The sequence below is a fragment of the Alkalilimnicola ehrlichii MLHE-1 genome, from assembly GCF_000014785.1.
Lineage (GTDB): Bacteria > Pseudomonadota > Gammaproteobacteria > Nitrococcales > Halorhodospiraceae > Alkalilimnicola > Alkalilimnicola ehrlichii.
Genome location: NC_008340.1, coordinates 682,465 through 706,365 on the forward strand (window position 1 = coordinate 682,465; position 23,901 = coordinate 706,365).

20 protein-coding genes and 1 tRNA gene are annotated in these 23,901 nt (G+C 66.4%); 13 read left to right on the top strand and 8 right to left on the bottom strand.

Annotated elements, in window-relative coordinates; genetic code table 11:
* Positions 1-4 precede the first annotated feature (4 nt).
* Genes MLG_RS03265 through MLG_RS03275 form a run of 3 tightly spaced genes read left to right on the top strand, consistent with a single transcriptional unit; the run spans position 5 to position 3,773 of the window.
* Entirely contained in the window at positions 5-2,284 is a 2,280-nt protein-coding gene (locus MLG_RS03265) for a molybdopterin-containing oxidoreductase family protein (RefSeq protein WP_011628382.1), read from the top strand.
* Positions 2,281-3,045, top strand: coding sequence for a 4Fe-4S dicluster domain-containing protein (locus MLG_RS03270; RefSeq protein ID WP_011628383.1), 765 nt, complete (start codon positions 2,281-2,283; stop codon positions 3,043-3,045). Before MLG_RS03265 ends, MLG_RS03270 begins: the two co-directional genes overlap by 4 nt.
* Positions 3,045-3,773, top strand: a complete 729-nt coding sequence (locus MLG_RS03275; protein WP_011628384.1) for a formate dehydrogenase subunit gamma — start codon at positions 3,045-3,047, stop codon at positions 3,771-3,773. The genes MLG_RS03270 and MLG_RS03275 overlap by 1 nt, the downstream gene beginning before the upstream one ends.
* A 54-nt stretch (positions 3,774-3,827) precedes the next feature.
* On the opposite strand, the gene MLG_RS03280 is transcribed toward MLG_RS03275, so the two are convergent.
* Complete coding sequence (locus MLG_RS03280) at positions 3,828-4,757, bottom strand: AEC family transporter (protein WP_011628385.1); 930 nt, start codon at positions 4,755-4,757, stop codon at positions 3,828-3,830.
* A 291-nt stretch (positions 4,758-5,048) separates the two neighbouring features.
* Here MLG_RS03280 and MLG_RS03285 point away from each other — a divergent pair, with 291 nt between their 5' ends.
* The 10 genes from MLG_RS03285 (at position 5,049) to MLG_RS15350 (ending at position 14,074) form a co-directional block, all read left to right on the top strand.
* Complete coding sequence (locus MLG_RS03285) at positions 5,049-6,284, top strand: tyrosine-type recombinase/integrase (protein WP_011628386.1); 1,236 nt, start codon at positions 5,049-5,051, stop codon at positions 6,282-6,284.
* A 305-nt stretch (positions 6,285-6,589) separates the two neighbouring features.
* On the top strand, positions 6,590-6,790 hold the full coding sequence (locus MLG_RS03290; protein ID WP_011628387.1) for a helix-turn-helix transcriptional regulator: 201 nt from the start codon (positions 6,590-6,592) through the stop codon (positions 6,788-6,790).
* The gene (locus MLG_RS14675) at positions 6,790-9,336 is read left to right on the top strand and encodes a DUF3987 domain-containing protein (protein WP_011628388.1); all 2,547 of its coding nucleotides are present in this window, start codon (positions 6,790-6,792) and stop codon (positions 9,334-9,336) included. Before MLG_RS03290 ends, MLG_RS14675 begins: the two co-directional genes overlap by 1 nt.
* 160 nt (positions 9,337-9,496) lie before the next feature.
* Positions 9,497-9,619, top strand: a complete 123-nt coding sequence (locus MLG_RS15820) for a hypothetical protein (protein ID WP_269490050.1) — start codon at positions 9,497-9,499, stop codon at positions 9,617-9,619.
* Between the two features lie 286 nt (positions 9,620-9,905).
* The gene (locus tag MLG_RS03300) at positions 9,906-10,271 is read left to right on the top strand and encodes a hypothetical protein (RefSeq protein ID WP_011628389.1); all 366 of its coding nucleotides are present in this window, start codon (positions 9,906-9,908) and stop codon (positions 10,269-10,271) included.
* Positions 10,271-10,507 carry a hypothetical protein gene (locus MLG_RS03305; RefSeq protein ID WP_011628390.1) on the top strand — a complete coding sequence of 79 codons (237 nt, stop codon included), beginning with the start codon at positions 10,271-10,273 and terminating at the stop codon, positions 10,505-10,507. The genes MLG_RS03300 and MLG_RS03305 overlap by 1 nt, the downstream gene beginning before the upstream one ends.
* A complete protein-coding gene (locus MLG_RS03310; protein WP_011628391.1) occupies positions 10,504-10,878 on the top strand; it encodes a hypothetical protein in 375 nt (124 codons plus the stop codon). Before MLG_RS03305 ends, MLG_RS03310 begins: the two co-directional genes overlap by 4 nt.
* A complete protein-coding gene (locus tag MLG_RS03315) occupies positions 10,875-12,404 on the top strand; it encodes a hypothetical protein (protein ID WP_011628392.1) in 1,530 nt (509 codons plus the stop codon). Before MLG_RS03310 ends, MLG_RS03315 begins: the two co-directional genes overlap by 4 nt.
* A 41-nt stretch (positions 12,405-12,445) precedes the next feature.
* Entirely contained in the window at positions 12,446-13,585 is a 1,140-nt protein-coding gene (locus MLG_RS03320) for a phage major capsid protein (protein ID WP_011628393.1), read from the top strand.
* Positions 13,586-13,792: 207 nt separating this feature from the next.
* Positions 13,793-14,074, top strand: coding sequence for a hypothetical protein (locus tag MLG_RS15350; RefSeq protein WP_011628394.1), 282 nt, complete (start codon positions 13,793-13,795; stop codon positions 14,072-14,074).
* A gap of 228 nt (positions 14,075-14,302) precedes the next feature.
* On the opposite strand, the gene MLG_RS15355 is transcribed toward MLG_RS15350, so the two are convergent.
* The 7 genes from MLG_RS15355 to MLG_RS03355 all read right to left on the bottom strand — a co-directional run bounded on the left by MLG_RS15355 (position 14,303) and on the right by MLG_RS03355 (position 23,762).
* Complete coding sequence (locus MLG_RS15355; RefSeq protein WP_156774628.1) at positions 14,303-14,452, bottom strand: hypothetical protein; 150 nt, start codon at positions 14,450-14,452, stop codon at positions 14,303-14,305.
* A 123-nt stretch (positions 14,453-14,575) separates the two neighbouring features.
* Positions 14,576-14,651, bottom strand: a tRNA-Ala gene (locus MLG_RS03330).
* 145 nt (positions 14,652-14,796) lie between these two features.
* Positions 14,797-15,930 carry a hypothetical protein gene (locus MLG_RS03335; RefSeq protein WP_011628395.1) on the bottom strand — a complete coding sequence of 378 codons (1,134 nt, stop codon included), beginning with the start codon at positions 15,928-15,930 and terminating at the stop codon, positions 14,797-14,799.
* Positions 15,927-17,102, bottom strand: coding sequence for a hypothetical protein (locus tag MLG_RS03340; RefSeq protein WP_011628396.1), 1,176 nt, complete (start codon positions 17,100-17,102; stop codon positions 15,927-15,929). Before MLG_RS03340 ends, MLG_RS03335 begins: the two co-directional genes overlap by 4 nt.
* A complete protein-coding gene (locus tag MLG_RS03345) occupies positions 17,099-20,776 on the bottom strand; it encodes a toxin VasX (RefSeq protein WP_011628397.1) in 3,678 nt (1,225 codons plus the stop codon). The genes MLG_RS03340 and MLG_RS03345 overlap by 4 nt, the downstream gene beginning before the upstream one ends.
* Positions 20,773-21,564 (bottom strand): DUF4123 domain-containing protein, encoded by a 792-nt coding sequence (locus MLG_RS03350; RefSeq protein WP_011628398.1) that lies wholly within the window; start codon positions 21,562-21,564, stop codon positions 20,773-20,775. Before MLG_RS03350 ends, MLG_RS03345 begins: the two co-directional genes overlap by 4 nt.
* Before the next feature lie 14 nt (positions 21,565-21,578).
* Positions 21,579-23,762, bottom strand: a complete 2,184-nt coding sequence (locus MLG_RS03355) for a type VI secretion system Vgr family protein (RefSeq protein WP_011628399.1) — start codon at positions 23,760-23,762, stop codon at positions 21,579-21,581.
* Between the last annotated feature and the right edge of the window lie 139 nt (positions 23,763-23,901).

Consider the following 23,901-nt stretch of genomic DNA (forward strand, 5'->3'; position numbering starts at 1 on the left):
TGGCATGAGTGGAAAACAGGCGTTCAACCCCGGGCGCCGGGCCTTCCTGAGCGGCTCTGCCGCCGGGGTGGGCCTGAGCGTGGCCGGAGTGCCCACTCGCGCGCTGAGCCGCATCGAGGTCCCGCATCAGGTGGAGTCACTGAAGGCGACCACCGAAACCTACGGCTTCTGCGACATGTGCTTCTGGCGGTGCGGCATCAAGGTCCGCTCCCGGGATGGCCGTGCCGTCAAGATCGACGGCAACCCGGAGCATCCGCACAATTACGGCATCGTCTGCGCCAAAGGCAATGCCGGGCCCATGTGGGCCTACGACCCGGACCGCCTCAAGTATCCCATGCGCCGGGTCGGCAAACGCGGCGAGGGCAAGTGGGAGCGGATCAGCTGGGACGAGGCCCTGGACGAGGTGGCCGAGGGGCTGAGCCGGGTGCGCGAGCGCTACGGCGCGCACGCGTTGACCGTCATCGGTCACGGCACCTGGATGAAGCCCTATACGCGCCTGGGCGAGGCCTTTGGTACCCCCAATACCTGCAGCCCGGCCTTTGGCCTTTGCTGCGGCCCGCGACTGATCACCAATGACCTAGTGGCCGGCCGGAACCTGACCGGCAATGAGACCGTGGACCTGAAAAACTGCCGTTACACGTTGATGCTGGGCCGTAACATCACCGAGGCCCTGCACAATGGCGAGGTGCGCGGTTGGATGGACGCCATGGCGGACGGCGCCAAGTCGGTCTATGTGGACCCGCGCTATACCGTGACCGCCTCGAAGTCACAGGAGTGGCTGCCCATCCGGCCGTTGACGGACCATGCGCTGGTGTTGGCGCTGATCCACGTCGTGATCGAAGAGGCGCTGTACGATCGGGCCTTCGTCGACGAGTACACCATTGGGCTGGAGGAGCTGCGCCAGCGGGTACGGGGTTACACGCCGGAATGGGCGGAGGGCGAGACGGAGATCCCCGCTGCCACCATCCGCCGCATCGCCCGGGAAATGGCTGAGGCGGCCCCCCGGGTGCTGGTCTATTCCGCCCGCCGGGTTACCCGTACCGACAATCAGTTGGGTATGGGGGTGGCCATCGCCCAGCTCAACGCCCTGTTCGGGGTCTGGGACCGCTACGGTGGCATCTACACCCCGCAGACCTTCGACATCCCGGAGCCGGACCTGCCGCCCTTCGAGTACCCCAAGGCGAATCTGCCGCCGGAGTGTCTGGACGAAGAGGGCCGGGCCCTGCGTGCCGACGGTGCCGGCGTGGCCGGCCGTTACCCCCTGGCCTGGGGCTCGCGCGGGCTGGCCAATCACCTTTGGCGAACGATGGCCGAGGAGAAGCCCTATCCCATCAAGGCCTTCATTGCCGCCGGTGGCAACGGGTTTCTCAGTGGGCCCGACTACGACCTGACCCGGCGGGCACTGGAGAACCTGGATTTCTTTGTCGCCTGCGATGTCATGCCCAACGAAATGAACATGTACGCCGACATCCTGCTGCCCGAGGCCAGCTACCTGGAGCGCTATGACGACCTGCAGACCGGCGGTCAGCGTGAAGGGTACGTGGCCCTGCGGGCGCCGGCGATGAAGCCGCTCCACGAGAGCCGGGATGCCTGGACCATCTGCAAGCAGATCGCCGAGCGGCTGGGTCTGGGGCGCTACTTCCCGCACGACTCGGTGGCCGACCTGGTCGATGAACGGCTGCGCAAGGTGGGCCTGTCCCGCGAAGAGCTGGAGCGCACGGGGGTGGCCAAGATCCCCGAAGACCCGGTGAAGAACTTCCCGCGCGAGCACGGTCTGCGCTCCGAGTTCCCTACCCCGAGCGGGAAGCTGGAACTGGTGCCGAGCCGTCTGAAGGAACTGGGTTACCTGGATGCGTTGGATTACCGCCCGCAGGTCGAACGGGCGCCGGAGGAGTTTCACCTGGCCTTTGGCCGCACCGGCGTGCATACCCACACCCGGACCCAGAACAACCTATGGCTGACCGAGTTCATGGCGGAGAACAGCCTGTGGATTCACCCCGAGGCGGCTGCCGCGCGGGGCATCCGGGAGGGGGACACGCTGCGGGTGACGGACCGCAAGGGGCGCAGCGAGACGCTGCCGGCCAAGGTCACCCGGCGCATTCGCAAGGACACGGTGTTCATGGTGCACGGCTTCGGTGGCTTCGACCCGCGGCGACGGCAGGCCTACGGCCGTGGCGGTGCAACGTCCAACCTGATTAGCAACGACGAGGACCCCTACATCGGCTCCGCGGCCTTGGACCGGGCCCTGGTGCGGGTGGAGAAGCTCGAAGGGGGTGAGGCATGAGCAATAAACGCTACGTAATGCTGGCGGACGTCACCCGCTGCATCAACTGCAAGGCCTGCGTGGTGGCCTGTCGGGCCGAGTGGGAGACCCCGCTGGGGCAGTCCCGCGACTGGGTCGCCGAGGTGGAAGACTGCGATCAGAATGGCATGCCGGAACTGCAGTTCTTCCCCGGGCGCTGCCAGCACTGTGACGACGCCCCCTGTGTCAGCGCCTGCCCTACCGGGGCGGCCTGGAAGCGGGACGACGGCATCGTGCTGGTGGACGATCCGCTCTGCTCCGGTTGTGAGCTCTGTGTGCCGGCGTGCCCCTACGACGCCCGCTGGCTCGACCCGGAGACCGGCAAGATCAACAAGTGCACCTTCTGCCAGCCCCGCGTGGACCAGGGCCTGCAACCGGCCTGCGTGGAGACCTGCGTGGGCGGGGCGCTGCACTTTGGCGATGCCAACGACCCGGACTCCGAGGTCAGCAAACTGCTGGCGGAAAAGGAGTGGGTGCAGTTGACCACCGACGAGGTGCCCGGCAGCACGGCGCACTACTACTACACCGGGGGCAAGCCCCTGCCCCAGGCGGTGCTGCCGCACCCGGTGCAGCAGACCATCCAGGAGAAGGCAATCAGTGACGTGGTGAACCCCGCGGCCAAGGTCGGTCTGGGGGCCATGGCCGTCACGTTTGCCGCTGCCGGCGTGAAGAAACTCATCGACCGCCGCAATCAGGTGAGTCGAGACGAGCACCCGGAGACGAGCGAGCAGGAGGAACGGTGATGGCGGAAGTGAAGAAAATCAGGGTCCGGGACCGATGGACCATCCGGCTGCACTGGTTCAATGCCCTCTGCTGGGCGCTGCTCGTGCCCTCCGGCCTGGGCATTATCACCGGCGACAGCCTGCGCCTGGCACCGGCCTGGTGGCCGCAGTTCCTGCAGAACCTGTTCGGCGGCAACCAGAACCTCATCCTCTTCCATGTGGTGGTGGGGGTGGCCTGGATGGTAGGTATCGGGCTGTTTATGCTGTTGCGCTGGCGCAGCGTGGTGCTGCCCTTCCTGCGCAATGTGTTGGTACTCACTCCGGGGGCGCTCTGGCACGACCTGCGCACCATGGTGATCACCATGGCGCGTCTGTTCGGGCTGATGAAAGCCGCGCCGATACCGCCGCAGGGGCGCTACAATGGCGCCCAGCGTCTGCTGGGGACGATGATCGTCTTCGCCTCCCTGGCCATCGCGGTGACCGGGCTTTACCTCTACTTCGGGCCGATGGTCTTCCATTTCCCCGACAACCCGGTCTATGGCGCCCTCTTCCGGTGGGCCCTGGTGATCCACGCCGCGGCGGTCTTCCTGGTGCTCATCGGGCTGGTGCCGCACATTTACTTCGCCACGGTGGAGGAGCGCGAGTCGCTCGAGACCATGAAGAGCGGCTACGCGGAGGTGGACTTCATCAAGCACCACAATCCGCTCTGGTACGAAGAGCTCAAGCGCAGCGGGCAGCTGCGGGATTGATGGCCCGTGAGTGCCTGCCGGCAGGCCAGGGAAAGCCTGCCGGCAGGCGTCGCCTCACAGCAGCAGTGAGAGAGCCAGCGAAACGGTGACCATGGAGAGTACTGTCGAGATCAGAATGGCCGTCGACGTGGGGCCCGCGTAGAGGCCGTACCGTTGTGCCAGCACGTGGACGTTGGCGGCCACCGGCAGAGTGGCCAGGATGACCAGGGCGGTCTGCAGCGGGCCGTCCAGCCCCAGCAGCCAGGTGGCCAGCCAGACCACCGGTGCGTGGATCAGTAGCTTTGCGGCCACCAGAATGGCGACCTCCGGCCCCGCCGAGCGGACCGGCTGCCGGGCGAGGGTGATGCCCAGCGCGAACAAGGCCGTCGGCCCGGCCGCAGCACCCAGCAATTCCAGGTAACGCAGGAGCGGGGCTGGCAGGCTGAGCGACAGCAGTGCCAGCGTGACGCCGACCGCGCTGGCGATGACCAGCGGATTGCGTGCCACCCCCAGTCCTGCGGTACGCAGCGCGCGACGGAAACCGCTCCCCTCATCCCTTTCCCACTCGATGATCGCCGTGGCCACGGCGATCATGATGGCGCTGTCGACAATGATCACCACCATCGCCGCCGGCAGCACGTGGGTGCCCATGGCGGTGACCACTAGGGGCAGGCCCACGAAACCGACGTTGCCGAAGGTGGCGACCAGCGCCTGTATCGCCCCCTCTCCCGCGCTGCGTCCGAACAGCCACCGCAGCCCCAGCCAGGTGGTGAAGAACAGCAGCAAGGCGGGCAACAGCCAGGAGAGGAAGAGCGCCGGGCGCAGGATGTCCGCCGCCGCCATTTCCGCGGTCCCGCTGAGCAACAGCGCCGGTAGGGCAAAATAGAAGACGAACGTGTTCAGCGGCCGGGTGCTGGTCCCCTCCAGCAGCCGCGTGCGACCGGCGGCCATGCCGGTGAAGATCAGCGCGAAGAAGGGCAGGGCGACGGCGAGGACGACTTCCATGGTGGGGCCGGGCGTCTGATCCTCGGGGCCAGCGGCGGCCGTCGGCCCCGGCGGGTGGCTGGAACGAAAAAGGCCGCCCGGTGGAGGCGGCCCCTGCGGGCGGGCCGGTGGCCCGCCGGGTGGTGTCTGGTGGAGCCGAGGTCTACTCTAACACGGTCGCGTAAAGTCGCAAAGCGTATTGCAAGCCCCTGATCCACCGCCATTTTAATCCTAGCCTCCGCTTTTCCTTGTCTTAAATAGTCGCACCGTGTAGCATCCAATGTCAAGGTTTTTGGTGTGATAGGTGAGCGGATGCCAAAGAAAGCCAAAGAGTTGTCAGCGATCCAAGTTAAGCGACTATCGAAGGTGGGGGTGCATGCTGTCGGCGGTGTATCCGGTCTGCTGCTGCGCGTCTACTCCAGCGGTGCCCGATGCTGGGTTCTGCGCACCAGAGCCGGAGGGAAGCGACGGGACTATGGTCTCGGTGGATACCCAACAGTGACACTCGCTCAGGCGCGTGAAAGGGCGCGTGAGCTGCTGGACGAGCTGTGGCGCGGCAATGACCCCGTTGCCGAGCGTCGGGGGCGTATAGCGGAGCAACGGGCGGCTGAGGCCAAGCGCCTGACGTTCGCTCAGGCCGCCGCCCAATGCCACCAGGCGAAGGCCGCCGAGTTCCGCAACGCCAAGCATAAGCGCGACTGGATAAGCAGTCTTGAGCGTCATGCCTTCCCGGTGCTGGGTGATCTGCCGGTGGCCGACATTGAGTTGGCCCACGTCCTCAAGGTGTTGGAACCGATATGGAAGGAAAAGACCGAGACCGCCACGCGGGTACGCCAGCGGGTGGAGTCGGTTATCACCTGGGCGACTGTCTCCGGTTATCGGGAGGGCGAGAACCCGGCCCGATGGGCTGGCAACCTGGAGGTTGCGCTGCCGGCTCCGAACAAGATCAGGAAGGTGAAGCACCACCGCGCTCTACCGTGGAAGGAAGTGCCGGAGTTCATGGCCGCGTTGAGACAGCGCCAAGGCATGGCCGCACTCGCCTTGGAGTTCGCCATCCTCACCGCTGCCCGCTCCGGTGAGGTGCGCGGTGCCACCTGGGACGAGATCGACTTAGACGCCCGCGTCTGGACGGTGCCAGCCGACAGGATCAAGGCCGGTAAGCCCCACCGCGTACCGCTGTCCGATGATGCAGTGGCGGTGCTGGAGCGCGTGCCACGGATGGAGGGCAGTAACCTTGTGTTCACCGCGCCGCGTGGTGGCCAGTTGTCCGACATGACGTTGGGCGCTGTCCTCAAGCGGATGGAGGTAGACGCCACGGCCCACGGGTTCCGCTCCACGTTCAAGGATTGGGCGCGATCCTGCACCAGCTATCAGGACGAGGTGTCAGAGCTGGCCCTAGCTCACGTCAACAGCGACGCCACCCGCGCCGCCTATGCGCGTGACGAGCTGTTGCCACAGCGCAAGCGGCTGATGCAGGAGTGGGCGCGTTACTGCCGAGACGGCATGCCGGAGACGGCAAGCGTTACTCCTATCGGGCACAACATCTAGTGGGGGTGTCGCGCTACACCCCTGATATATGGTGATAAACGGCACTTGCGCGACCCCCCTCCAGTGCGGTTTAATGGGAACCGTGCGCGACGAGTAGCGCATAAAAAAGCCCGGCCGCTGCTACCAACAGTGACCGGGCCGATACAGCAATTTCACCTTTATAGCTCCACCGTAGGGGTGGAGTGAGGCGCCGCTACCAACGGTTAGCCTCATGGGCAGTGTAGCCAGAGTTGAACATGTGCGCAACACCTGGCCGTATCTTGCCGCCCCCCTACGGCGGAGCCTCGAACATGAGGTTCTGACCAATGACCGCGACAGCACAACAGACCACCTACCTGTCACTACGCCAGATCACCGAGCGCTACAACGTCCACAAGTCCACCGCCTGGCGCTGGGTGGCTGCTGGACGATTCCCTAAGCCCGTTAAGTTGTCCCCCGGCTGCACCCGCTGGAAGTTGTCCGACTTGGAGCAGTGGGAAGCCGAGCAGGCGGGGGAGGGTGCGTGATGGAGGCACAAAAACGAAACCCCGAGACCCTAGAGCTTGGCGGCGGCGGGATCACGGGGCGGGCGATGAGCAAAGCTGATTGTTCTGCCGGTGATTATACCACTACCATTCCCTCCAACGCCATGCCGTATGAGCGGCATATTCCCGATGCCTGGGAGTTGCCCCTTGATCTGGTGGATATGCCGATCTGGTGCGCTTGGAAGCTGGTGCAAAAGCCTGGAAAGCCGAAGCCGGACAAAGTGCCGGTAAGCGCCGCTGATGGCTTGCAGGGTTCCAAGGCATGGGGCGGGAAGAAAAACCCAAAGCCCGAGTTCTGCACCACCGCAGAGAAGGCAATCTATTACGCGAATCAGGCCAAAGATATTACTGGCGTCGGCATTATCCTGATGCCGGGTTTCGGGCTGATCGGTGGCGACCTGGACGGTTGCTGTAATTCAGGTACGGGTGCGCCTACGGAACAGGCCCGCCGAATCATCGAAGCCGCCGACACTTACACCGAAGTTTCCCCCGGCCTGGAGGGATACCGCTTTATTGCCCGTGGTACGTTCGGCGGCCATACCGGCAACAATAGGGCGGAGGGCGTGGAGTTCTACGAGGATGGCCGTTTCCTCACGATCACCGGCTATCACGTCGAAGGCACGCCGCACGCTATCGAGGAACGCGACCTGTCCGAGTTGGGGGCGGAGTACTTCGACAAGGCTAGTTCCGACACCAAGGCCGGAGAGGCTGAACCCGAAACGGGCGGAGGCCGTGGCCTGGAGGCGTTCGAGCTGCCGCCCCATGTGCGCGGCTGGATTACCGATGGCGTAGAGCAGGGCACGCGGTCGGATCGCATATTCCAGTGCGCGAAAGACCTTGTACGTGCTGGTGCCACCGAAGGGGAGGCCGTGGCCATCCTGGCGAACCCTGAGCACGGCATCAGCGACAAGCCGCTTCAGGAGCGCGGCGGAGACATTCAAGGCGCTAGGCAGTGGGTGCAGCGTTACGCCGTCGCGCCTGCCCGCCGTGATGTTGAAGCCGAGCCGGACGAGTTCGACGACGAGACGGGAAGCACTGAGACCGCCGGATGGCCGGAGCCGGTGGACCTGTTTGCATCTCGCCCGGTGCCGCCTTTCCCTGCCCAAGTTATGCCGGAAGCCTGGCAGCGCCACGCGGCTGGCCTCAGTGCGCAAACCGGGTTTGACCCTGGTGGCTACCTGTTCGTGATGCTGGCGCACGCGGGCTGCCTGATGGACCACCGAACGCGGGTGGCCGTTAATTCGAGCTGGCGAGAGCCGCCGCTCCATTGGGCTGCCCTTGTGGATTCCAGCGGCGGAGGTAAAACGCCAATCCTGGGCGCAGCAGGGAAACCTGCGATGAGCATTTACAGCGAGATCAACAAGCGGAGTGCCCGCGAGTTGATGGAATGGCACAAAGCGGCGGACAGCGCCAAGAAGGGCGAGGAACCGCCCCGCCCGATCTGGAAGCAGCGCAATACCGACGATGGGACCATTGAAGGGATGCGCGATGCCCTGGAGGGCAACCCGGAAGGCGTAACCCTCGCCATTGATGAGCTGACCGCGTGGCTCGGCTCTATGGATGCCTTCACGAGCGCGAGAGGCGCAGCCAGCAAAGACAGACCGGCTTGGTTGGAAGCGTGGAGCGGCAAGGAGGATCGCGTTATTAACCGAGCCGGGAAGGTGAAGGTTATTCCCCATTGGGCTGCTGGGGTTATCGGCGCTATTCAACCCGAAGTGTTGGCCCAGCAGTTCAAACGCGGGCATGGCAGCAGTGACGGCATGATGCAGCGTTTCATGCTCTACCAACTGCGCCCCGCCGCCGATGGCGACCTGCTGACCGAGCCGGATATGCTGGCGGATGCCAGTGCTCACAACGTGTTCCAAGCCGTTGCCGATCTTGCCGAGGAAGGGCCGCAGCACTACCAGCTAGACCGCGAGGCGGTGGCGCTGCTACAGGACTACATGCAAGCCATTCGGGTGCTTGCGGCCCGCACGCCGGGAGCACGCTTTGCGGAGCACTTGGGCAAGTTTCCCGCCTTCGCGATCCGCGTTGCCTTGACGCTCCACGTTGTCCACGCCGTGGCCGCCAAAGAGCGCCCCTACACCGTTATAAGCGCGGAGACGATGGAACGGGCGCTAACCATTATGCGCGTGCTCTATCGCCATTCTGAGGCCGTTTATACGGTACTGGATGAGGCCAGCGAGGGAGCCCGCCGCTTGACGGTATCTGCTGCCGAGGCGGTGCTGGCCAAGGGTTGGATGGTGCTAACCCGTGGCGACTTGACCAGGGATGCCACCGGATGGCGAGGGGCTAACAGTGGCGATGCCGAAGCCGCTACCGATCTGCTGATTGAGTTCGGATGGTTCGCGGATATTACCGACCAAGCGCAGAGAGGCAAGCGGGGGCGGCGCAGTGATGGCCGGTTCGCTGTTAATCCGCGAGTGCATGAGGTGTTTATGCAGCACAGCCAGCGGATCAAAAAGGAGCGGGCCGAGCGGTTCCAAGCGATCCACACGGCGGCCACCGAGAGGCAGGGAATTAGTTGAAAAACTTGTATGCGCGTGCGCGAGTACAGAGTTTATACAAGCCCCTTTTTTACTTTTCTTACTCGTGTGCGCGCATACAACTAATTCAACTTATTGGGCACCGGCTCCAGCGCCGCCCGGTGGCCTTCAATCACCAGGCGCAATCAGCGAGGTAACGACGATGATTGATGCGGAAGTAGCGGAAGAGATTCACGACGCGCTCGACCAAGCGGACAGCGCCCTGCGCATTGAGGGCGCGGGGGAGGCGTACAAAACCCGGCAATGGCGGGTGGTGCAAGTCTGAGCTAGTGGGGGTTTCGGGGGTTTCTGGGGTTTCTCACAACGATGGGTTCAAAACTGTCAGTGACAGTTCAGACCTATAGAGCGGAACAAACCCTAGAAACCCCACAAACCCCCACTAGCTACCGGACCCGAATATAACCCCGCGAAAATCAGGGGCAATTACCCCGGCCTACCCTCGTCATCATGCGGTTCGACTGACAATCCCTCCACAAAGCCCATTGCCATGCGGTTCCTGTAGCGGTATCATTGTCCATATCACACCAAAACACACACCAAATGGGCAGGGCATGGGCACGAAACAGACCGACATTCCGAAGCAATACCGACCGGGCTGGCTGGAATCGCTGGACGGTCGTTATGGCCTTGCCCGTGAGCTGCGTGCCCGCTTCGATGAAGTCTGTAATGACCTTGGTGGTGCGGATCGTCTGAGCTACATGCAGCGATCCTTGGTGGAGCGTGGTCTGTGGCTGGAGTACTGGCTGGCCCAACAGGAGCAAGCGCTGTCCAAGGGCGGTGACTTCGACGTGGGCAAGTGGGTGCAGGCCGCCAACAGTCTCCAGGGTATCTACTCCCGCCTTGGTCTGGAGCGCCGTCAACGTGACGTTCCAGACCTGGCGCAATACCTGGCGGCCAAGGCCGGGGAGGCGGGCTAATGGTCATGTGCGCCGCCTGTAAGCACTTCCCTGGCAACGGCCAACTGTGTCCGAAGGCCAAGCGCCACGCCACGCACCACCCGCGCAAGTGTGACAAGTTCACCGGCCACCGTCTGAGCTTCGCGGTGCTGCAAGCCCGCTCCCTCGCCACGTTCGCCCGCCGCCGCCTGACCCCGGCCAGTTACCAGCGGGTATTGCGGGATGCGCACCGTCTGGCGGAAGAGGTGAGGCGATGAGCGCCGCCGCACTCAAGATAGAGCGCGACGAAAACGACGTGCGCAAGGACTTCACCCCGTCCGAGAAGGTCGCCATTGCCCAGCGGATTGAGGAGGCTATGGCGGGCCGGGTTGGCAATCCCCAATTCTGCAACACGTTGCAGAATTGGCAGAAGGCCCCCAAGGGCAACTCCCGAGACATCGCCCAGCGGATTGAGGAGGCGTTGGCGGGGCGTCAGGGTCAGCGGACAGACTTAGGCAACACGTTGCACAAGTCATCTCCGCAAGGGAAGACCCGCGACATCGCAGCCGACGCCGTGGGATGGTCTGGCGAGACCTACCGAAAAGCCAAGGCGGTGGTGGAGTCGGGAGACGGGGAGGCGATGCGATGACCAACATTGTCGAAGCCTTCACCGACCCGCAGTTGCTAGGCCAGTCGTTTGGCGAGGATACCCGCGAGGCTTGGCGTGCTGTCCTGTCAGGCGCGTTCGCCCTGCCGATGGATGATGACCGCCTTGCCCTGTTTAAGCGGCTGTCAGGCGACCGTGAGCCGCCTCAGCGGCAGGCGCGGGAGCTATGGGCCATTGCGGGCAGGCGCAGCGATAAGACCCATACCGCAGCCGGCATTGCGGTCTACCTGGCGACCATCGGGGCGGAGCTGGACGGCACCCTGGCCCGCCTGACCGCTGGCGAGCGTGGTGTGGTTCAGTTGCTTGCGGTGGATCGCCAACAGGCCAAGGTTGCGCTTGGGTACGTTCGCGGCCTGTTCGCTGATAGCCCGGTCATGTCCAGCCTGGTGGAGAAGGAGAACACCGAGGGCGTTTTGCTCCGCAACGGCGTATCTATTGAGGTGGCCACCAACAGTCACCGGGCCGTGCGTGGGCGCACTCTGCTGGCGGCCATTCTGGACGAATGCGCCTTCTTCAAGGATGAGGCGACCGCAACCCCCGATGTAGAGGTTTACCGCGCCCTGGTGCCTTCTCTGGCGACCACCGGGGGCATGCTTGTCGGCATTTCCAGCCCCTACGCCCGCCGGGGGCTGCTCTACAGCAAGTGGCGCAAGCACTACGGCAAGCCCGGTGATGTGCTGGTGGTGCAGGGCGGAACACTGGACTTCAACCCCACCCTTGATCCCCGCGTTATCGCGGAGGCGGAGCAGGATGACCCCGAGGCGGCCAAAGCCGAATGGCATGGGCAATTCCGTGCGGATGTTGAGGGTTTTGTAACACGCGAAGCCGTAGACGCCTGTACCGTGCCGGCCCGGATCGAGCTACCGCCGGTGGCTGGCGAGCGGTACACGGCGTTTGTGGACCCGTCTGGCGGCTCCAAGGATGCGTTCACGCTGGCGATCGCCCACCAGTCTGATGGTGTGGCCGTGGTCGACGCTATCCGCGCTCAGAAGCCCCCGTTCAGCCCGGAGGCGGTGGTTAAAGAGTTCGCCGGTCTGCTGAAGGAATACCGGATCAGCAAGGTGGTGGGCGACCGTTACGGCGGTGAGTTTCCGCGCGAGCTGTTCCGAAAACAGGGCATTGCCTACAAGCTATCTGATCGGCCTAAGTCTGACCTGTATCGTGACATGCTCCCGTTGCTCAATTCTGGGCGCGTGGAGTTGCTGGACAATGGCCGATTGCAAAACGAATTGACGAGCCTGGAGCGGCGCACCAGCCGCGCCGGGAAAGACTCAATAGACCACCCGCCAAATGGCACCGACGATGTGGTTAACGCGGTGGCCGGGTGTATAATTGAGGCAGCAAAACCCAAAGCCGTTCCCCGCGTGCGGCGGATGGGTGATTCGATCAGTTCCGGTTCCAATTCTGGTTCCAGCGTTCTGGATCGAATCGCGCAAGGTCAGAAAGCCAGCGGGAGGTTGGCGAGTACGCGCCGAAGTTTTCTGCGAGATGCAGACGGTTTCGGTTGATTGATGAAAGCGGGTTTTCACTTCAACCGAGGTAACGAGTTATGACGCATCAAGTGAAGGAAATGGTCGAGGGCGTGGCCCGAGACTTCGAGGGGTTTAAGTCCCGCCAGGATCAAGCCCTGTCCGACCTGGGCGAGCGCGTGAAGCGTGCCGAGACCCTGGCCGCCCGCAAGGTGGGCATGACCGTGGACAGCGGCGCAGGCATGGGGCCGGAGACCAAGGCGGTCCGTGAGTGGCTGCGTGGTGGCGACTTCGACCGCAAGGCCCTGAGCATCGAGGATGACGGCCAAGGCGTGACCGTGCGCAGCGATTGGGCGGATCAGATTTTCAAGCGCATTCGGGAATCCAGCCCGGTCCGGCAGGTGGCTAATAACCTGTCCACCAATTCCAACGAATTGGAGGTTCTGGTTGACCGTGGTGAACCGGACTCAGCGTGGGTGGCTGAAAAGGGCGACCGCGATCCGACTGCCGCTAGTTTCATGTCTCGGCATAAGATTGCGGTGCATGAACATTATGCGTATCCGAGCGTAACCCAGCAATTCCTGGAGGATAGCCGGCTCGACCTGGAGCAGTGGTTGCAGGACAAGATCGGAACCCGTTTCGGTCGGCAGGAAGCCGAATCCTTTATCAAGGGTGACGGCAACGGCAAGCCTCGCGGCATTCTGGATTACGACACCGTGCCGGATGGTGATTTCGAGTGGGGCGCTGATCCTGCCGATTACACCATCGGGGCGATCTATACCGGTGAATCGGGTGACTTCCCGAGCAACAATCCCGATAACGTGCTCTACGATGTTGTGGACGCGCTCAAGTCGGATTACCTGGGCAATGCACGGTTCATGATGAGCCGCGCCACGATGAACAAAATTCGGAAGCTGCGGGATGGTGACGACCGTGCCCTGCTCCAGATGAGCCTGGCGGAAGGTCGGCCCAACACGCTTCTTGGGTTCCCGGTGGTGATTGCCGAGGATATGCCGGACCCGGCTGCCGATTCCGAGTCGATCCTGTTCGGTGACTTCGGCCAGGCTTACACCATCGTTGACCGGATCGGAGTAAGCGTGCTGCGTGATCCCTACTCCCTGCCCGGATGGGTCCGCTGGTATGTGCGCAAGCGGATCGGTGGGGCGCTGACCAACCCCGAGGCCGTGAAGGCCGTGGTGTTCGGCGCTGAGCCGAGCTGATGAACACCGCCCGCTCCCGAGGCGGCAATATCGGGAGAGTTCCCCCCAGCCACCGGGGCGGCGCAGGCCGAGAGGGTGGACGCGGCAACGTCCTGGCCGTGTCTCAGAACAAGGGCGGGCGGTATGGTTCCACCGCTGCGAAGAAACGGACCCGCGCCCCCCGAGCGAGATGCTGCGGGGGGCATCTTTTTGTATGGAGGTGCAACCATGCTGACAGCCGAGGAACGTCTATGGGTGGCCGCACTGGCCCGGTATGTACAGGACGCACGCGCTCCCAGTGCCTACGGTGACGAGGGCGAGGCGCTGGCGGACCTGGAGGGCGATGCCGTGATACTGCGCCGCCTGGCGGAGCTGGCGGGCTATGACCCCGAGGCCACGGTGGTGGCGGTGAGGCGGGAGGTGTTGGGTGGTCCGCCTGAACATCCACCGGCGAAACCTGTCCGCCAGCCAGAAGGCCGCCATCGCCACCGAAGCGCTTGCCATGTATGAGGCGGAGGCGAAGGAGAGGCAGCGGGAGAGCGGAAGGTTTGCGGGTAAGGATGCTGAAGGGAACCCGGTTGTTCAGGTTCCGGAAATCTTGCCGGAACCTGAATCCGCACCAACGGCCAACAGCGAACGTGCGGCGGTAGCTGATGAGCCCACGGAACAGCCCAAGCCGTCCCGCTACGAGCAAGAATCCCGCGCCAAGGCCGCCGCAGACTTCGGCACCAATCCGCGCTATGTGTCGGATGCGAAGCGGCCTGAGAACAACGCGGCCACCATCTCCAGGTTGTCGAGATAGCGCTGATAGTCTGCGCGGGCTTGCTCGGTATCCGGGTTGTATCCGTAGTGCTGGCACCAGCGGACGAAGTCGGTGGGATTGTTCATGGCCTTGCTCCTATTCGTAGTGGATGAACAGGGAAGGCGGAGTATCAGGCGCTTTCAGGTTGGATGGCCGGGTGGTGTGATGCCCGTTTTTCCGTCTGTAAGCGCCTGATTTTCCTAGGTAGGTGGTGGAGCCGAGGGGAGTCGAACCCCTGACCTCAGCAGTGCGATTGCTGCGCTCTCCCAACTGAGCTACGGCCCCGGTGCAGCGCAAATCCTACCACCGCTGGCGTTAAGATAAAAGGGCGCCCATATGGGTGCGGCCGAATCGCGCCAGTAGCGCGGGGCGCGGCCCGTGCGCCGGTCGTGTTCGGCGTCCTCGTGAGCCTCGGACTGTGGTGCGGGCATCATGGATGCATACGCACCTTTTGAAGTTTGCAGGATCTGCCGGCGGCGAGCAGCTCGGGGAGTTTGATGTCGGGGTCTTGCTCGCCGGCCTGCACCATGCGCCGGGCGGCGGCCTCCAGTTCGGGGCTGGGCGTGGCCCAGTCGTGCTCCGGGATGGGTTCGGACCAGGCCTGGATCTCGGGGGGAATGGGTGCGCGGCTCTGGTGGTATTCCCAGGTGGCCAGCCGGAAGGGCAGCTTCCAGAAGGTGATCAGGTGGTAGAGGTACCAGAAGAAGACGAAGACCCGGCTGGTGAAGCCATCACGAAGGTCTTCGTGGAGTTTCTTGCGGGCGATCTCGAGGGTGTGGACGCCGTCGTAGGGGAGGTGCTCCCTGGGGTCGATGGGCAAGCCGGAGAAGGTTTTCGTGGGCCGTTCGAGCGTGCCCGGCCCGTGATCCATGTAGCGGCGGATGGCCTCCCACAGGCCCAGGGCCTCCTCGGGGAGCGAGGCGGGGAAGAGGGCGGTATAGGACTGTCCGGTTTCCGCGTCCTCGACGGTGAGGCCGAAGTTGTAGTGGGTCATGGCGCCGTAGGGGGTGGCGCCGCTGCTGGTGGCCATCCAGGCGGTGACGCGCTCGAACGGGGCGACGAGGGTTTGGCCGGTTTCGGGGTCGAAGCAGGCGACCTCCCGGCGCTGGCGATGGAAGCGCACCGGGGGATGCCGCCGGGCCTGCTTCATGCGGTCGACGAAGCCGTAGAGGAGGATCAGAAACAACAGGGTGCCGCCGAAAAGGCCGTAGGGGATGGAGACTATGGCGGCATAGAGGGCATTTGCCCAGAATGGTTCGCCATACACGAGTCCGGCCGCGCCGATAAGCATCGGTGCACCGAGCCCGATAAAGATCACGCCGATGAAGAAGGGCATGCCGATCATGACCTGGTGGGCTTGGGCGGTGTGGCGGCTGGAGTCCAGATCCAGGTAGGTCTGGTCGATGTGGACGAGGAACTGCTTCGGGTCCATGGGGCGCACCGGGAGCGGTAATGGCAGCGGCGCGAGGACCAGCGCCTCGCCGGTGGCGAAGCGGCGCACGTCCCCGGCCCGGGGATGTCCGGAGAGGTCGGGGGCTTCGTTGGTGGGGGCGGGCTTGCTCATGGTTTCCGTGGGGTCCGCTCGTTGTTGCCGTTGCCGTTGCCGTTGCCGCCGTCGTGGTCCGGGTGCCAGTCGGCGATGCCGGCGGCGAGCAGCTCGGGGAGTTTGATGTCGGGGGCTTGCTCGCCGGCCTGCACCATGCGCCGGGCGGCGGCCTCCAGTTCGGGGCTGGGCGTGGCCCAGTCGTGCTCCGGGATGGGTTCGGACCAGGCCTGGATCTCGGGGGGAATGGGCGCGCGGCTCCGGTGGTATTCCCAGGTGGCCAGCCGGAAGGGCAGCTTCCAGAAGGTGATCAGGTGGTAGAGGTACCAGAAGAAGACGAAGACCCGGCTGGTGAAGCCATCACGAAGGTCTTCGTGGAGTTTCTTGCGGGCGATCTCGAGGGTGTGGACGCCGTCGTAGGGGAGGTGCTCCCTGGGGTCGATGGGCAAGCCGGAGAAGGTTTTCGTGGGCCGTTCGAGCGTGCCCGGCCCGTGATCCATGTAGCGGCGGATGGCCTCCCACAGGCCCAGGGCCTCCTCGGGGAGCGAGGCGGGGAAGAGGGCGGTATAGGACTGTCCGGTTTCCGCGTCCTCGACGGTGAGGCCGAAGTTGTAGTGGGTCATGGCGCCGTAGGGGGTGGCGCCGCTGCTGGTGGCCATCCAGGCGGTGACGCGCTCGAACGGGGCGACGAGGGTCTGGCCGGTGTCGGGGTCGAAGCAGGCGACCTCCCGGCGCTGGCGATGGAAGCGCACCGGCGGATGCCGCCGGGCCTGCTTCATGCGGTGGAAAAAGCCGTGGAGGGCAATGAGAAACAACAGGGTGCCGCCGAAAAGGCCGTAGGGGATGGAGACAATGGCGGCATGCAGGGCGCTTGCCCAAAAGGTGTGGTCGGTCCCGAACGCGGTCGTGCCAATAAGCAACGGAAAACCGAGCCCGATAAAGATCACGCCGATGAAGAAGGGCACGCCGATCATGACCTGGTGGGCTTGGGCGGTGTGGCGGCTGGAGTCCAGATCCAGGTAGGTCTGGTCGATGTGGACGAGGAACTGCTTCGGGTCCATGGGGCGCACCGGGAGCGGTAATGGCAGCGGCGCGAGGACCAGCGCCTCGCCGGTGGCGAAGCGGCGCACGTCCCCGGCCCGGGGGTGTCCGGAGAGGTCGGGGGCTTCGTTGGTGGGGGCGGGCTTGCTCATGGTTTCTTCCCGGGTTGCAAGGGCACGGTCGGTGGGCTGCCGGTGGTCCACGCCCGCCCGGACAAGGGTTGGATGGGGCGTTCGGCCGAGCCGTCCTCTCGTCCGCCGGACAGGGCCTGGAAAAAGGTGGGCACCGGGTCGGGGTTGAGGGTGTCCAGGTGGAAGTGGACCTCCCGCTCCAGGCCGGGGACCAACGCGGAGGGGTAGGTCAGGCGCAGGGAGAGGCCGGTCTGGGCGTTGAGTTCTTCCGGAAACAGCGGCAGGCGCAGGGTCGTGGGCGCGTCGGGCGATGCTTCGAGCTGCTCGGCGAGCGACTGGCTCCAGGGGGCCCACCACTGGTCGGGGGCCTTGCGCAGGGCGGCCAGCCGCGCGGCACCGGCGGCGAGATCCTCCGGGGCCAGGTCCGGGATCACCAGTTCCAGTTCCGCCTGCCCGTCCACCCGGCGCAGGGTGAGCCGGGGTTCGACGAGGGCATTCACCCAGCGGCGCCGGTGGGTCTCCAGATCCAGCCCCGCATCGGCCACCCCCCAGGCGCTCTGCTCCAGCCAGGTGGCCAGCGCGTCGCGCTGGTTGCGGCGGTACCACCAGAGGCCGCCGAGATAGACGGGGGTGAAGAGCAGGCCGAGGAGGTTGACGCGCACGAAGATGGCGACGAAGCGGGCGCTGCGGGTGGCCCAGGCGGCGGCGCTGAGTCCGCCCTCCTGGTAGGCGGAGACCACTAACGTGGTATTCCGCCAGAAGCCCCAGCCCTGGGTGGCGGTCAGCCCGCCGGACCCGGCCAGGGTGAGGGTGGCGGCGGCCAGGGCCTGGCCATCGCCCCGTTGCAGGGCGTCGCCCCAGCGGTGGAGGCTGCGGCCGGTCTCCGAGAGCGAAGCAAGAAAGCCCAGGCCGTACGCCCCGGTGCCCAGGTGCCCGGTGAGCCAGCCGAGGCGGGCGGCCACCGCGCCCCGGGCCATCTGGCTGCGCACCCGGGGTAGCTGCACCGCGAGCAGGCTGATGCCGATGCCCTGGGCGGCGGCGAAGGTGGGGGCCGCGGCATTGACTAAACCGCCAAGTACTGCCAACAGGTCGCGCAGGCCCCTTTGCTCTTTGTCGCGAAACTCGACGTACGCACTCCCCAGATTGCGCAACTGCAGCACCGCGATCACCACGGAAAGCCCGTCGCTGCGGAGCACGCGGCCGGCGTCGGCGCGGGTTTGCAGGGGGCGGCCGGCCCGGGCGTCGTCGGCCATGCGGCGGATCTCCCGGTGGGTGTCGGCGTCCAGCCCCCGCAACTGCAGGCCCACGCGGTTGTCCGTCCCCTTCAGGGGGTTGATGGCGCCGGCCAGGCGCCGTTCCACGTAAAGCAACTGACCGCGAATGCGCTCGCGGTATTGCTGCATATCCCGCCGGGTTTCCCGGTAGACCCTGGCGTCGATGACGCCCCGGCGGCGGCGTACCCCTTCGTCCTTCAGGCGGCGGTTCGCGCCGCGTAGCGCCTCGCGGAGGGCGAGGGCCTGGTCCACGTCGGCGTTGAAGCGCCGCACGTGGCGTTCCGTGGGCAGCTCGACGCTGGCGCCGTGTTCGGCGAACCCCCGCACCATGTCCAGCCAGGCGGCGCCGGGCACGCGGCGCAAGATGTCGTCGAGGTCGAGGTTGCCGCCGGCCTGGAATCGTTGCAGCGTTTCGTCCAGGGCCTGGGCGAAACGCAGTTCGCGGGCCGGCCGGAAGGTGGCACGGCGCAGCTCATCCAGCCCCATCGCCGTCTGCCCGAGCTCCCGGGCGGCGGGCAGGGCGTAGGTCTCCCGGATGGCCTGAAGCCGGAGCGCCAGTTGATGGAAGCTTTCGACGGTCTCGGGCGCCTGCAGGGTGCCGGCGGTTACGTAGGTCACCTGCGCGAGTTCTTCCAGCTCCCGGGCGGCCCGGCGCTGGTCGCCCGGGTGGAGCGTGTGGAACAGCGGTTCGTTCCACTGGGGGTGGGCGTCGAGCCAGTCGGCGATGGACTCGGCGGCCTCGTCGGTGCGGCAGATGTCCCGCAGGCAGGCATACTCGGTGTACAGGGCCTGCTGGAGCTGGTCGTCGAGTGCGGGGTCGAAGTACCAGGCCGCCTCGTGGAAGTGGTTGGTCTCGACCAGGCGGACCCGGTCCTCGGTGATGCGATCGAGCAGCGCGTGCCAGCGCCGCAGGTGCGCCCGGTGGGTGTCGAGGAAGTCGCCCATGGCGTCCCGCTCGACAAGCTCGAGCAGCCCCCTGGAGCCGAGCCCGGCACCCTGCAGCCGCGCCCGGAGGGCGTCGCGCTGCTCGTCGATCAGGTGCTGGTGGCGTTCCCGGAGCTCGGGGCCCAGGGTGTCCATCATCTGCTGGCGGGCCTGGGCCACGCGGCGGTGGGCGGGCTCGGCGAACGGGTTGATGGCTTCGAGCAAGCCCTCGCCGCTGCCGAAGGCCCGCCGGGTCGATGCCAGGAACCCGCCGGATTCGTGTTCCAGGCTGTTGAGGTAGTCGAGGATGGCGCGCTGCTGTGCTTCGCTGGTCTCCTCGCGCAACGCCCGGAAGCGGGGGTCATCCACAAAGCCCTCCTCGTCGAGCAGGAAGAGGGATTCGATGAACCCGCCGGCCACGTACCGGGTCTCGTGCTCTCGCGCCCAGCTATCCAGCCACCCGACCACGTGGTCCTGGTAATCGGCGAGCTCCTGGAGCAGGCCCAGGTCGTCGCGCAGTATCAGGCCGTACAGGCGCTCGTCCGGGACACCCTCCGGCGCCCAGTGCCCGAGCAGGTCGTCCAGCGTGGTGCGTTCGAAGGGTGCGGGGGGCGGCCCGGCGGGAAAGGCCGCCCCGTCTGTGTCCGAACCGCCTCCCCCGCCCGATTCGGCCGCCTTTGCCTCGGGTGGCGGCGGTGGCGGGGCCGTCCAGGGGTAGGGGTTTCGTTCCGCCTCCATGGGGCTCTCCGGCGTGCCGCTCGCGGGTGGCTCGTGCAGCTCCGCCACGGCCGGGCGGATCCGGTCGCTGGCGAGCAGCGGCTCCACGCTGGTCGGGTCGTCTCCGTCGAAGCCGGCAGCCGCCCGCGCCAGATCCACGGACTGCATGCGGCGGTTGCGCTCGCCCGGGTTCTCCAGCATGCGGTTGCATCGGGCGGCGCTCCACTGGGCCGTGGCATAGGCGGCCTGGAGACGAGCGGCGGAGCCGAAGGTGAGATGGGGCGCGCCCTGCGCCTTTTCGCGCCGGTCTTCGGTCACGCCCTCGACCCCATCGAGCAGCCGGGTCAGGGTCATCGCCTGCAGCCGGAATTCGTACAGCCGGAGTGGCTGCTCGCCGGGAGCGCGCGGTTGCTCGATCACGTAGAGGTACCCCTCCCGCGCAAGGCGCACGCCGATCGGCCGCGTGCCAAGCGGCGGATAGGGCGCCCGGATCCGGGCGCCGGCGATCGCCTCGGGTTCCACCAGGGCGTAGCGCAAGGGCAGCAGGGTGATCTGCTCGACCGCCACCTCGCACGGTGCGGGGTGGCAGACGTCGCCCGGTGCCCGGCTGTCCGAAAGGCGCTCGCGGTTCTCCGGAAGCCGAACCTGCTGCCCGGGGTAAATGCAGTCAGGGTGTTCGATGTCGGGGTTCAGGGTCATCAGGGTTGCCGGGGGCACGCCATGCTGCCGGGCAATGCCCCAGAGGGTGTCGCCGTCGCGTACGGTGTGTATGGCACTCATCGGGCGCCCCCCAGAACCAGTCGCTCGAGCGTACGGATTCGCTTCCCGGACGGTTGCCCGACGTCCAGGAGTACGGCGAGACAGTCCTTTTCTTCCAGCCGGGCTTCGTGGGCCGCCACGAGCGCGACGAAACGGGCTATCTCGGGCTCGTCGTGAAAGCGGTAGCGCTGCGCGCGCTCGATCAGCCGCGCGCAGCGGTGCTGGCCGCCCGGCTGGCCGGCCAGACCCGAAGCCCGGGCCACAGCCACCCGGAACAGCCAACAGGCCTGGGCCCGTAGGTGAGTCATGTGGGCCTCGCTTAGCTGGAACCAGCCTTCGTCGCGCGGGCCGCGTGCCTGGCCCTGGGATGGCGCGCGGATGGTGATGTCGGTGCCGGGCAGGTGCCAGGCGGTGATCGGCCCACTGAAGGCACGGCGCTCTTCGTAGTCGAGCATGCAGAGCAATGGGACGAGCTGCCCGGGCGAATAGAAGCGACAGTAGGCGCCCTGCCCGGAAGGCAGTCGCACGCTGATCAGGCTGCGCAGGTGGTCGGCCACCACGGCCGGATCGGCCGGGGATTCGAGCAGGATGCCGTGATCCCGCCAGGTTTCCGGGGTGGCCAGGAGCGCGCTGCCGGGCGAGGGTTTGACCAGGCAAGGGCTCACGGTGATCGCCTCCTGGTGCCGGGTGCCAGCAAAGAGTCGCTCGAGTTCGGGGGCGTCATCGTGCTGGTAGGCGAGCCTGGGAGCGTCCGTGGTGGCACCGTCGAGCAGGATCAGACCGTTTTCCGGGGTGCGGGTGATAGCCATATCGGCGAGCTCATTCAGGCGTGATCCGGGTCGTCCTGACCCGTCGGGCACGGGCAATCGGCGAGCGGGCAGTCGCCGTTCGGGCCCCGGTGGCATTGCACCACCAAGGCGGCATCTTGCCCGGCCGCCTGACGCAGCTGGTCGGGTGCCAGCGTTCGTGCGTCGAGCAAGGCCTCCGGTCCAGCACCGGCCTCGCCGTATTGAACCTCCGGGACGGCGTGGCCCGGCAACAACGGCACCGCTGCCTGCTGGGCGCTCCCGGAGCCTGGTCGGCCCCCGGAGTTCATGCGGATGCCGGGGCCACTGAGGGTGATGCCGGAGGGGTCGAGCTTGATGAAACTGCCGCCCGCCTGGAGGGTGATCTCGGCACCGGCGTCGAGAACGACCTTGTTGCCCGCGCTGTAATGGACCTCGCGGCCCGTTTCAACGAGTTGAGAGGTGCCGAAGCGCTGATGCAGCGTGCCCTCCACGGTGAGATGCTGATCACCGGCAGTGCGCTCGCGCCGCTCGCCCTGCACGGTGAGGTGCTCGTCGCCGTGGATCTCCGCGAGCCGGTCGCCGTGGACGCCCAGGTGGCTGTGCCGGCCGATGGTCTCGGAGCGGTCGTTGCGGGTGTGCAGGTCGAGATCGCGCTGGGCGTGCAGGTGGATGCGCTCGGCGTCGCGGGCGTCCTCGAAGTGCAGTTCGTTGTAGCCCTCGCCGCCGTGGCTGCGACTGCGCAGCACGCTGCGGGTCTTGTGCTCGGGCAGCGGATAGGGCGGGGTGTTGTGGCCCTCGTAGACCCGGCCGGTGATCACCGGCTGATCCGGGTCGCCGGCCAGGAAGTCGACGATCACCGCATGGCCCACCCGGGGCAGGAACAGCCCGCCGTAGCCGGGCCCGGCCCAGGGCTGGGCGACGCGCAGCCAGGCGCTGGCGTGCTCGTCGTCGGCGGCGTAGCGGTCCCAGGGGAAACGGACCTTGACCCGGCCGTGCTCATCGCAGTGGATCGCCTCCCCCTCGGGGCCCACCACCCGGGCGATCTGCGGGCCTTCCATCCGCGGGCCGGCGTCCGGGTCGTGGGGCGGGCGCCAGTCGGTGTCGGCGGGCACAAGGGTGAGCCGGTTGTTCAGCCGGGCCACGCCTGCGGCTGCATCGCCCTTGCCCTCGGCGGCCAGCAGCACGGCGTCCTCTTCCAGCGCGGCGGGCTGGCGGGCGGTGTGGCGGGCGCCGACCACCTGCCAGTCGCGGCGCCGTTCGCCGGCGTCGTGGCCATCGAGGGTGAAGCGCACGCCGGGGCGCAGCTCGGCAATATCGCTCTCGGCCTCGGCGGTGTGGGCGTCGGCGCGCAACTGGCCGAGCCGGACCCGGGTGAAGGCCCGGCCGCTGGTCTCGGTCTTAAACCGGCCGGGGTGGTCGTAGTGCTCGTAGGGGGTGGCCCCCGACTCGGCGCCATCATGCCCGGCTGCCCCGTCCACCGCCTGCGCGTGGATCAGCCGCCGCCGGGGGGTGCGGAAATGGCGATCCTCCAGGGTGGCGCGCTGCGCGCGCACCCGGTGGGCCTCGCGCAGGGTGTGCACATGACGGCCCTCGGCTACGCCGCCGGCGCGGGGGCGGTAGACCCATTCGCCCGCCTGCCCCAACCCCCGATGGGTATCGGTGAACACCGGGCGGTGGCCGCCCTCGGGGGTGTCGTCGAACTCGTGGAAGTAGACGATGCCCAACTCGGCGGCAAGCCGCTGGACAAAGGCCAGGTCGCTCTCCCGGTACTGCACCAGGTACTCGCGGGGCTCGGGGCGGTGGCGGACGGCGAAGGCGGCGTCGGTGATGCCATGTTCCGAAAGCAGGGTGTGGAGGACATCCAGCGGGCAGGCGTGCTGGAAGATGCGGGCGTTGCGGCGCAGGGCAAGGCGCCAGAGGGCGGGGCGGACGACCAGTTGGTAGGCGGTGCGCCGGGCGCCGGTGCGGCCGCGCTGGAACTCGGTGACCACGCCGTGGACCCGGCGGGTGACGCGGCCGGCCTGATGGATGGCCAGTGCCAGGCCCTGCTCAAGCCAGTCGTCGGGGGCGAGATCGGGCGAGGGGTGGACCAGGTCCAGGGTCAGGGTGAAGGGCCGGGAGAGGTGCTCATCCAGGGTGAACCCGGTGACCCGGGGCAGGTCGGCCTCCGCCACGCCGGGGCGCGAGAGGGCGAGGTACAGTCCGTTGTCCGTTTGCATGGCCAGTCCGTTGGCATGGGGAATCCGTAGTCGATTAGCCTAGGAGGGTGCCTTTTGGCTTGTCAAGGCATCGACCGTCCGGGTGGTTTCCGCTGCATGGGCGGCGTGCCTGGCTGCCCGGAGGGCCGGTGTACGGCCC